The organism is Methanobacterium paludis (genome assembly GCF_000214725.1).
GTDB classification, from domain to species: Archaea; Methanobacteriota; Methanobacteria; order Methanobacteriales; family Methanobacteriaceae; genus Methanobacterium_C; species Methanobacterium_C paludis.
Genome location: NC_015574.1, coordinates 755,171 through 766,444, shown reverse-complemented (window position 1 = coordinate 766,444; position 11,274 = coordinate 755,171). Strand labels below are relative to the sequence as shown.

Annotated in this window: 8 protein-coding genes; all 8 read right to left on the bottom strand. The window is 35.6% G+C overall.

The window, feature by feature from the left end:
* Positions 1–295: 295 nt before the first annotated feature.
* Complete coding sequence (locus MSWAN_RS03525) at positions 296–538, bottom strand: DUF2188 domain-containing protein (protein WP_013825240.1); 243 nt, start codon at positions 536–538, stop codon at positions 296–298.
* A 904-nt stretch (positions 539–1,442) separates the two neighbouring features.
* Entirely contained in the window at positions 1,443–2,069 is a 627-nt protein-coding gene (locus MSWAN_RS03520) for a DUF3800 domain-containing protein (RefSeq protein WP_013825239.1), read from the bottom strand.
* Between the two features lie 551 nt (positions 2,070–2,620).
* Positions 2,621–4,108 carry a type I restriction-modification system subunit M gene (locus MSWAN_RS03515; protein WP_013825238.1) on the bottom strand — a complete coding sequence of 496 codons (1,488 nt, stop codon included), beginning with the start codon at positions 4,106–4,108 and terminating at the stop codon, positions 2,621–2,623.
* Positions 4,102–5,337 carry a restriction endonuclease subunit S gene (locus MSWAN_RS03510; RefSeq protein ID WP_013825237.1) on the bottom strand — a complete coding sequence of 412 codons (1,236 nt, stop codon included), beginning with the start codon at positions 5,335–5,337 and terminating at the stop codon, positions 4,102–4,104. Before MSWAN_RS03510 ends, MSWAN_RS03515 begins: the two co-directional genes overlap by 7 nt.
* Positions 5,337–5,708, bottom strand: a complete 372-nt coding sequence (locus MSWAN_RS03505) for a hypothetical protein (RefSeq protein ID WP_161597482.1) — start codon at positions 5,706–5,708, stop codon at positions 5,337–5,339. Before MSWAN_RS03505 ends, MSWAN_RS03510 begins: the two co-directional genes overlap by 1 nt.
* 101 nt (positions 5,709–5,809) lie before the next feature.
* Positions 5,810–7,720, bottom strand: a complete 1,911-nt coding sequence (locus MSWAN_RS03500; RefSeq protein WP_013825235.1) for a PDDEXK nuclease domain-containing protein — start codon at positions 7,718–7,720, stop codon at positions 5,810–5,812.
* Positions 7,721–7,812: 92 nt separating this feature from the next.
* On the bottom strand, positions 7,813–10,533 hold the full coding sequence (locus tag MSWAN_RS03495; protein ID WP_227716987.1) for a DEAD/DEAH box helicase family protein: 2,721 nt from the start codon (positions 10,531–10,533) through the stop codon (positions 7,813–7,815).
* Between the two features lie 235 nt (positions 10,534–10,768).
* Positions 10,769–11,260 carry an EFR1 family ferrodoxin gene (locus MSWAN_RS13010; RefSeq protein ID WP_227716986.1) on the bottom strand — a complete coding sequence of 164 codons (492 nt, stop codon included), beginning with the start codon at positions 11,258–11,260 and terminating at the stop codon, positions 10,769–10,771.
* Between the last annotated feature and the right edge of the window lie 14 nt (positions 11,261–11,274).

Below are 11,274 nucleotides of genomic sequence, written 5' to 3'. Positions count from 1 at the left end.
CTGGACTCTTATTCTTTGTTTAACTTAAAGAAATTGCAATCAAACGATAACATATCGTAAGAACTGTTTTTATGTTCGAATTTTTGGAATTAGGACCATGCAAGCATATCCTCAAATTGAAGTCCTGACCATGAATGTGAGAAACTATGATAAATTCAACTTTTTTGTTTATAAAATCCTTTTTCAAGTTGCTTAAGAAATAATCATCAAATCTCTGTCTTAAAACTTGTTTTCCCTTTGATTTATCTATTCTAATTTACGGGGCAAAAAATGCACAAGAAAACAAAGATAAGCGTTAATTTTTATCTTTTGGAGGAGAGTTATCATCCCCATAGCTTACCCTGTCTCTGATTTTACCGTCTTTGTTATGGGTTAACACTTCAACTTTCTCTTTTTTACCCTGTGCTTTTGCAGCAGCTACTGCTTCAGCTTTTGTATCACAATTTCTTGAGGCTCTTTTAGCGCCTTCTTTTTCGACTTGCCATTTTCCTATAGCTTCATTAGAAACAACATGTATACTGCTTTTCTTTTTTGTCATGAATTAACCTCGTTTATTATTAGACCTGGTTAGTGCGTATGATGTTTCATGTGAATGGGTTAAGGAAATTATTATATAGTATAATAGTTATACTTCACCTAAAGCAAGGTAAAGTCGTACCAACCAGTGCTGACTTTAATTTTCTTGTGTATGTTTCCCTAAACCCTTTTAATTACATAAAACTCATTCTCATGTTTTGGATTATATGATACATTATTTATCTCTCTTTTTATTTAAATTTTTCGGTTAATAATGGGTTTTTTTGAAAAATAAAAATTAAAATTTGATTTATTACCCAATAAAAATTAATTATCTTGCTTTTTTATAATATACAATTTAATATCATGATTAAGATGATTTACAGTACTGAAACTTACTGAAATTTTAGTAAAAAAATTTTCAAAGTGGATATCAAATAAAACCATGTAAAAAATAGTCAATGAAGTGAAGTTTTTCCTTAACTACAATTTAGCCAGTTTTTTAAGGAATTTCTGAGGGCTCATTTTCTTAAACTTCCCCTTTTCGTATTTATCCAAAGCTTCTCTCGTCAGTTTCTCAAATTCACAATCTTACAACTTTTTCTTATTCACAATACCACCTTTCTTATAAGAAAAAATTGTAATAAATCACATATTTATATAATACTGATTATGATCTTTATACATAAAATAACTAAACAAAGCAGTAGGAATTAATCCTCCTGCGGTGGTTTCTCATCGGCTGCCCAATAAAAACCTATTTTTTATTGATTTTAGCGGCAATAAAGAAGTAAAAAAAAGGTAGTAAACTTTATATATAAAATTTGTAATAATAATAATCAAGTGAGTAAGTCCCCCAGAAAGGATGATGTCCACGTATGTGGAGTGGGACGAGTACGGTGGGGTTCACTTTTTCGCTTTTATTTTCATAAAATTATTTTATATTTTACTTTAGGAGATATTATTTTGTATAAATTGGGATTATTGTCCCTAAACCTGACATGAACAGCTCCCGCAATAAAATCTGCTGCTTGAATACCTTTATTTTCCCATGAGGACACATGTTCTGTTTCAATATCCCTTTTAATATAAACATCATGCCCCTTACGAAGGATTATTTCACTAAATTCTTGGTTAAACTTATCTATTTCATTTTTAGAGAGATATTTATCGATTAAAATGTTAGGATTACCCCTAATCTCAAATTCTTTAAGTGTTTCTGAAATTAAGAACATGAAAAGAGAATCTTTAAAAGTTCCTAATTTCGAGATTAGATGAGAATTTTTCATGAAACTAGTTTTATTTAACAGTAAATAAGATATCTGCATATCCTTACTGTTCAAACACTCTAAAACTCTCCTTCTTAGTTTGTGTTCGGATTCAGAGAAATGTAATTCATGGGTTTTATGATATTTCTTGGTCGTTGATTTTTTTATTCTGTTTATGCAATTGTAAATTGGTTTTGGATTTTTGGTGCATAACGCAGCTATAACAAAGTAATTACTTCTACCAAACCCTAAGTCTCCTGATTCATCTAAGAAGATGTATTTCAAAAGATCACCCAGTCTTTATTTTGGATAATTCTGGGATTTTGAGGTTTAGACTTATTCTTAATTTTAAACATTGAAAGTCTCCATTTTATCCTTGGAAAAAGCATCACTGAACATGAGAAGCATATTTGCTGAAAGCATGCGTTTTATTTCTATAAATCTTCTTCAGCTGATGCAGAAGAAAGAATTTCACAAAACTATCTTGCTTATCAAAAACTATGTTCTTAACAAAACATTACTCTTCCAAATATTTCATAGTATCTTATAAAATTTTAATATTTATAAATCTTCCGCTAATGACTTTGTTACTTTGTTACTTTGTTACTTTGCTACCAATTTACTGCAACTAAAGTTACAACTTTTTTTACCACTTTTGAGCTTTTTTACACTAATGTTTTTGTGCATAATGTGCATAATGTGGGAATAAAAATTTTTGTATTCAGATAGTTACAAAAATATTTCCTTAATTTAAAAAAGAGCTTCAAATAGTTATTTAAAAAATTATGAAAGAAAAATTGAAGTAAAAATGGATATTATAAGATATAATTGACTTCTTAAATATCCAATTCTTTTAATCCCTGAACTATTTTTTCTTCTAATTCCAAGATTTTTCCTTTAATCACTTCCGGAGCTTCGTACTCAACTTCCTCATACTCGATCTCCTTGTAGTTAGAGATGCTGAGACCGTAATCATTCTCTTTTATTTCTTCAAATGGTACGAAGAAACATTTGGCCTTCCTGTCCTGTAGATCTTCATTTTCCCTGTTTTTGAACTTCTCGACGATGTCTGGTATGTCCCCTTTACCATCAATGAAATTTCTTTTATCATCAAGGCTGTAGCCGTCTGCTTCCATATCATAGAACCATACTTTTTTGGTAGGTTCTCCCTTAGTGAAGACCAGTATTCCTGTTGAAACTCCAGCGTAGGGTTTGAAAACGCCTGAAGGCATTGAGATCACAGCGTCCAGTCTGCAGTCTTCTAAAAGTTTTTTTCTTATGCCCTTATGTGCTTTGCTGTTTCCAAAAAGCACTCCCTGGGGCACGATTACTGCACATCTTCCCCCGCTGACTAAGATGTTGTACATGAGTTCCAGAAATAAAATTTCTGTCTTGGTGGTTTTGATGGTGAAGTTTTCATTTATCTCAGCTTTATCTATGCTTCCTTTGAATGGTGGGTTGGCTAAGACAACATCGTAGCTTTTATCTTCCTCATAGCGGGTGGAAAGTGTGTTCAGCTGTTCTATGTTGGGTTCTATGATTCCGTGCATCATGAGGTTCATGAGGGATATCCGGGTCATGGTACGGTCGAAGTCGTAGCCATGGAGTGTTTTATCCTTGAGGAGTTTCCAGTCCTCATCGTCCAGTTTGTCTCCTTTGAAGTTGTACTCGTTGCCTTCATCATCCTGTTTTATGAAATCTTCTGAAGTGTTTTCTCTTAAAATGTAATTGTAAGCGTTTATAAGAAATCCTGCTGTTCCGCAGGCAGGGTCACAGATGATGTCGCCTATTTTTGGGTCTACAAGTTCCACCATCATCTTGATGATGTGGCGGGGTGTTCGAAACTGGCCGTTTTTTCCGGAGGTTGTGAGCTCTGAGAGCAGGTACTCGTAGAGGTCTCCTTTGGTGTCCCTGTTCTGTTCTTTGATGTGCATGCCGTTTATGATCTTCACGGCCTCAACTAAAAGGGACGGGGTGGGAATTGCAAAAACTGAATCTTTCATATACTTGGCGTAGAGTGAATCATCACCGCCCAGGTTTCTCATGAATGGAAAGACCTTGTCCCTGACATGGTCCAGGATCTTTTCAGATGGGTAGTTGGTCCACACAGACCACTTACAGTCTGGACAACCTTCAAATAGAGATTTGAAATCTTTTTTGTTTAATCTGGAGTTCTGCTCCCGGGAGTTGTCCTCGTCTTCGAGCTGTTTCATGAATAATAGGTAGGACATCTGCTCTATTGCCTGGAGTGGGTTTGATATCCCTCCGCTCCAGAACTTGTCCCATAACTGGTTTATCTTTGACTTTAAATCTGAATCTAACATGTGAGTTCTCCTTTGAAAGCTTTCTGCATGAGTGCGTTAAATAGGTTGTCTATTTGGGCTTTGGATTGTTTCTGTTCCTCTTTTAATTGTTCTACATTTTGGACTATTTCTGCGAACTGGTTTTGGAGTTGTATTGGGGGAATAGGGAAATCTAATTGTTTTATAATTTTGACATTAATTATATTCATAGTACCACCATGGGATACATGTTCTATTTTCTTTTTAATACCATCAGAATTAAGTAAAAACCTAAAAAATAAAGGCGAAACTATTTTTTGATTTAAACTGATTTTCATCAATCGAGGATTAATAATTCCGGGCTCGAATTCTTTTGGCACAATACTAATTTTACCATAACTACCTACTAAGCTTATTAAAATATCTCCCTCTTTTATTTTACAATTTTGAAGTTTTTTATAAATTTCTTCCGGAATATAATAATTCCCATAGCTTAAATCATCTTTAATAACTTGTTCTTGCCCATAAATTTTATATCCTTTTTCAACATAGAATTCTTTCTTTAAAGAAGAACCAAATGGACCTGCTTTAATTGCATTTTTTTCCTTTGAACATATATCCGTAGCTTTCATTAAAGGCCATTTTTTAGGATTTATCCCAGTATGTCCAAACATCTCCAGGAAAAGACTTTTCAAATATTCATTGGTCAACACATCAGTTTCAGCCCGCCATTCCTTGAGCTTTTCAGCTTTTTCAAGGATTTCAACTATTTTTTGTTGGGTTTTGAGGGGTGGAAGAATAAATTCAAATTTTTTAATGGTCTTTTGATCCAAACTGGATTGATTAACCGCTCTTTTACATCTAGTTTGATAAAAAGCCCTAGTCTTTTTATTTTTTAATAAATAAAGCAAAAATTTTGGTGAAATAATTTCTTTTTTTGGTACTAACCTCAATAGATTCATTCCATGAATTAATGTACCCATTTCAGAATGGTAAATTGCGGTTTTACCAATATGTTTAGTACTATTAATATGAGAGAATAAAATATCTCCTTCATTTAATTTAAATTTATCATACTTTTCTTTGTTTAATTCAACAAAATTAGTCCTTTTAAGGTCAATTTCACCATTAGCTATCGTTTCTATCCTTGTTACTCTATAACCATTATCTTCTTCATTTTGAGTGGAGGTAGTTCCATTAGTAATTGAGGATAGGACATCTCCTAATTTTACTAACTCATAATTCTCAGGCAAATTTTCTTCTTTAATCATTATTCCCTCCTTAAAAACCTGCTGGGGACTGCAACAGAATTTTCATTTTTCTTTCCAATTAAAGCAGCACGTTCATCAAGTGCACGAGAAATAACATCCTTCAAATCCTCAAGAAAATCCACAGAGACATTTTCTAGAACTGTGAAATCTTCTTCACTGTCTAGATCAACAGCCCATATAAATCTGTCAATTTCTCTATCGTAGTCTATACGATTTTTCCCAGCAACAGAACTTGGCATTGGAATTTCAAGTTCTCTTAAAATAATTTCTCGGATAAAAGAGGATGTAGTTTTACCCTTTCTCTCACAGTATGCGCGAAGCTGCGTCACTTCATCCCTTGAAAGTTTTGAAGATACTGATTTGAATTCCATACTCATAAGAAGTTAAAAGAGATATTTAAAGTTTTATGTCAACCAATGTTGACCATTTTATTAAAACATGAACTTTTAAGAAAATAAAATAAAAAAAGGAATCATTTAAGCGTCATCCCGAGCTCTGAAACAACATCCACCAACTCAATATGCTCAACATTAGGATTGGTTTTCATTGCAGATTGGAACTTCTTATCGTAACCTCGGCTTATGACAATCCCCTTAACTGGTTCACCGTTTGACTTGTGCTCCATGACCCATCCAAGATATCCAGATATCTGACCAAATACATCTCTGTTGGCTTTGTTGATTTTAAGCTCGATTACAACGTATTCATCAGCATTATTAGATTTGCATAATAAGTCGATCCGCCCTTCATCACCTATGCATCTTTTTTGTCTGCTTACGACTTCCAGATCATGACCAAACTTCTTCAAAACGCGGATATTCTTTTCGAGATTATCCTCAAGTTCTTTTTCAGTTGTTATTTGAGCAATTACTTTTTTTCTGTCAAATGTTTTCATAAATTCAGTAAATTCAGGGTTCTTTTTAGTGAGTAAATCCATCAAACGTTTCCAGTACTTTTCTTTTGTAAGGTAAGCTTTTTTATGGAAAAGAACACCTAAAGCATTCCAACCTTCTAAATATGGATCTTCTCTCATTTCATTAAGCTTCAAGGAATTTTCAAATTTGAAAAGTGGGATATAGTCGCATCCATAATCCCAACCCTCCTCAACAGCAACGTTAATATCATCTAATGGATAAGCATCACTTCTAGCCATTATAAGATATTTTATGTCCATATATTGAACCCCATTAGCTTTTCCAGCCCTGTAAAGTAATATTAAATCTCCAGCAAGGGTGTCCTTGTGGCATGTCCAGTAAACTCCAGGATCATGTGAACTTTGTGGTTCTAAAACATCTCTTTCCCCACCATTTTCCCCTAAGAAGTACTCCGATTTTGTGGACCACTGCCAGTATTGAGGTTTCTGTTTAGGTGAAAAAGTTATTGGTTCTCCTTTTTTGACCCAGTTAATGTATTCCATGACTCTGCGGGCTTCAAGATATTTATCAGAAATCTTATTTTTTCTTATAATTTCAACAAATTTTTCATACGATTTAACAGCTTCCTTCTTTTTTCCCATGTCTTTAAAAACGTTTCCCATCCCTACCCATGGATCTGGATTCTCTGGATCTATTTGGGACGCTTTTTCATAACATTTTAAAGCCTTTTCAGGTTTTTCCATATCTCTGTAAATTTCAGCCTTCAATATTAATGCATCAGTGTATTCGGGTTCAAATTTAAGAGCATTATTCAGACAGTTCATTGCTTCTTTTTCTTTATCCATATCTACAAATAAACATGCTTTGAGATACATAACCCCAGAATGCCGATTGTTTAAACTTAAAACTTTATCATAAAACGCTAGTCCTTCAGAAGACTTGCCTAACGAAATTAATGAGAAACCTATATAGATTAATACTTCCTCATCATCAGGCACAATATTTAAAGCAATTTTCAGAGAAGTTATGGCTTCTTTGTGTTTACCAAGCTCAAATAAAGTTTTTCCTCTATTTTTTAAAGCATAAAAATAATTAGGGTCTATTTTCAATGCATCATCGAAGTAACCAAGGGCCATATTTTTTTTACCAGAATTAGTTAGAATTATACCTTTCAGGTTTAAAGCATCAATATTTTCAGGTTCCAGTTCTAAAAATTTATCTATGCATCTTTCAGCTTTTTCATAATCCTCTAAATAAAACAAGACAAGACTTTTATTGTAGTAAGCAGCATTATAATTTGGATCCAATTCCAAAACTTTATTAAAACAGTTTAAAGCATTTTCATCTTCTTCAAGCTCTATTAGTGCTGAACCTTTAAAGAAATATGCGTCTGCGTTATCTGGTTCTAATTTCAAAGCTTCATCAAAATAGTTTATTGCTTCAGCAGGTTCGTTTTGTTCTAATTTTTCGTTTCCTTTTTCAATACAGGTTGATGTTTCTGAAGGCATGTTTTTCACCTTTAATTCTATATTTAGAAGTAATAAATTGATTTAAATAATTATGTGTAATATTTTTTAAATTTAACTTGATAATTTAACTTTCAACACATCTTAATCCTGTTACAGCAATCCACAATCCTCTCCAATTCCCCAATCTCAAAGATATCCAATGGATGCTCATCTGAAAGTGGTGGCTCCGCCAGATCTCCCAGTTCAATATGCTTCCTATCTGCAAACATCCTCCTCAAAAGCAGGAGGAAATCTATCTGCCTGGAGCTGTACTGACTCTTCTCTATTATAAACTGGCTGAATCGTTTCTCTATGAGCGCCTTCGGGTCTTCTGTCCTGCTCAACCCGATTATCTCCCTTAAAAATATGATGAAGTCCTTGTTCTGATGCTTCTGCACGTTGTCAATTGTGAGTCCGGGTTTACGGATGTTGAGTTCCCTTTCAAGTTCCAGAAGCTCTGGAGATGTTATGCCCTGTCCCTCTTTTATCTTCCAGATTATGTTGTTGCCCTCAAGAAACTCCTTGATTTTGGGATCCTCTTCAACTTCTTTAACAAACTGCTCACGGCTCATGATAAAATCTGGAGCATCGCTTTGAATTATTTCCTTGCGTTCAGGTTCGAAGTACTTCATGAGGGGTGCCAGCTCCCTGACAAGGAATTCAACATCTTCAAAGGCCAGATCTTCCCAGAACTGGTTCTGCATTGCCCTTAATATCTCGTCCCTCTTCATCTTTATATCGTTGAGGTTGTCTTTGGTTAGGATGTTTCTGAGCATGTAGCTGACGTAGCTCCTGAGTTTACCTATCTCCTCATGATTTCTTGCCAGTATGAATCCAAACAGGTTCTCTGTTTTCAGGATGAAAGATGAAACAGTTGAATTTGAACCGGGTTCCAGGATCATGAGGGAGGATATTTCGTCTTTAAGTTCGTTAACATAATTTTCAAGGTAGGATGAATTGGATTTGACCTGTTCAATTATGGGGAGCTTTTCTCTGACAATAAATGAACCTTCATCGAGAGAATTAATGCTTCCCATTATTTTATTGGATATTATGTTTTTTTGACTCTCTGTAAGGGATTTATCCAGTAAATTCGCCCTGTTTTCAAATATCTTGACCATAACACTTTTTTGGGGCTCTTTTTCAGGTACACCCTCAGATTCCAGGTGAATTCTCAAGTTGGAGTAGCCTCCAATTGTGAAATCAAATATTAAAAAGTCTTTTTTATCTCCATTTGGAAGCCATTCTGGATGTTTGCAGGATTTGAAGTTTCTTGTACCTCTGCCCAGCATCTGCCAGAATCTAACATTTGAAAAAACTGGCTTTACAAATACCAAGTTGCAGACTTCTGGTATGTCCACGCCTGTGTCAAGCATTCCAACTGATATGGCTATTCTGGGTTCTGAACTGATTTTGAATCGTTTGACCTCGTCTTCTGCCCTGTACATGTCGGAGGTTATGGCCTGCACATCTGCTGAAAGTTTTGGGAAGAGTTCTCCAAAGACTTTTTTAACCTGGCGTGCGTGCCTTTGACTTGCACAGAAGAATATTGTTTTTGCAGGTTTTCCCTCGTTTGATTTGTAACATCTGTCCATGAACTCTCTTATTATGAGTTCATTGGTCTTGTCGTCCATGAAAATCCTGTCAAAGTCCGAACCTGTAACCTCAAATGTGTCTGGATCCTCTTCCTGCCTTCGAAGCTGGGTTTTAAGTCTTTTATTTAGCTCGCCCCCGTAGATTCCAAGTTCCAGTACTTTGGTTTGCAGGGCCTCTGCACGGTATGGCACCAGCACCCCGTCTCGAATTGCATCTTCGTAGGAATATTCTACTGTGGGTTTACCTTCTCTGCAACCGAAAAGTTCGAATGTGCTCTGGCTTTCCCTTTCTCGGGGTGTGGCTGTTAAACCTATCATGATAGCGTCGAAGTACTGTTGGATGTGGTTGTTTTTATCGTAGATTGAGCGGTGTGCTTCATCAAAAACTATGAGGTCGAAAAATGCAGGGCTGAACTTTTCATACATTTTTTCATGTTTTCCGCCCATGAGGGTTTGGACTGTGGATACGTAGAGCCTTGCTGTGTTTTTGAATCCTTCCCTCAAATCTGCGATTGGTTCTGTGAAGAACTGTTCGAAACCTGAGGTTTTTGTTTGTTCCACAAGTGCAATTCTGTCTGCAATGAAGAGCACGTTTCTGACAACGTTGGCATTCCTCAAAAGGTCGATGATCGCCATGGCAACCCTTGTTTTTCCAGTTCCTGTGGCCATGTGCACCAGGGCTGTTCTGTGGCCTTTTGAGAAGTGTTCTGATAGTTCTCGAACTATCTTAATACTGCGGGGTCTGTCGACAATGCGGTGGTTTACCTTAACCACTGCGGGATCTCTACTTTTTTTGTGGATTTCCCTTCTTCTTTTAAGGTCTTCCTGGGAAAATGGTCCGCTGACCTTTCTTTCAATCCCCTCTTCGTCAATGAAAAACCATTTGGCACCGTTGGTTAAAAAAAATGGAACTTTAATACCTATCTGACCTTCTATGTCCTTGGAGTATGTTCTAGCTTGAATCCTTCCCTTTTCCGGATTTTTGGAAAATCTTTTGGCCTCGATTATGGCCAGAACCGAGTTATCTTCATCCAGCAGGAGGTAATCAATGAACCTGTCAACACCATGTTCAGGTTCACCTTTAAAAAGAATAAAATCCTTGTTTTTGAAGTCTGACTTTACTGAATTGACTTCTTCCTTGATGTACTTACTGAGCCAGCCTACTTTTTCCAGTGCAGGATCTATGAGGTCCTTCCTAGTTTTCTGTTCGTTTTTCAACTGGAAGTTCTCAGTATAAGTATCCATAATTAATAAAATATGATTCTTTTATTTATAAATTATCATTTTTCGTTTTGTAGTTAGGAATCTTGATTAAATTGCTTGAAACTCGTTCTTATTAATAATTATGTAAAAATAAGTAATAATAATTTAGAAATTCTTAAAACTTTTTGATTTAAATTGAAACTTTTTTTCTAGAAATCTTCCTTAAAAAGTTAACTGAAATGGAAGTTTTCTACTCCCGAAAATCCTCAAGATCCACAGCCCTGTAAGTCTTCCCCTTGTAGTTGAACATACACGGCAGGGCACTTCTCGGGCAGAATGAAACACATCTCAGGCAGTACTGACAGTTGTTGCCAGTTTCAGGGTACTCACCCATTTCTATGTTCCCAACAGGACAAATATCCACACAGATGCAGCACTTACTGCATTTGGACTTGTCTGCCCTGAATTTAATGTACTTCTGGTGAAGATCCGCTTCAGCAAGCTTTAACAAACCAGAGGATATGGTATGCATTGCATCTGACAACACAGGGACACGACCCCACCTAGAACTTCCATCAAGAATTGATAGGGCGTATTTTTCAGCCTTCACAAGTCCCGTTCTCACCTTATCATCACATGTCCTTCCATCAGGGATGAAAAAGATGTTTGAAGGCATGATTATCTCACAGGCCCCTATGGGTTTATAACCTTTTTTCTCAACAACTGAGCGCAGCAGACCCACTATACCCCCAGAGT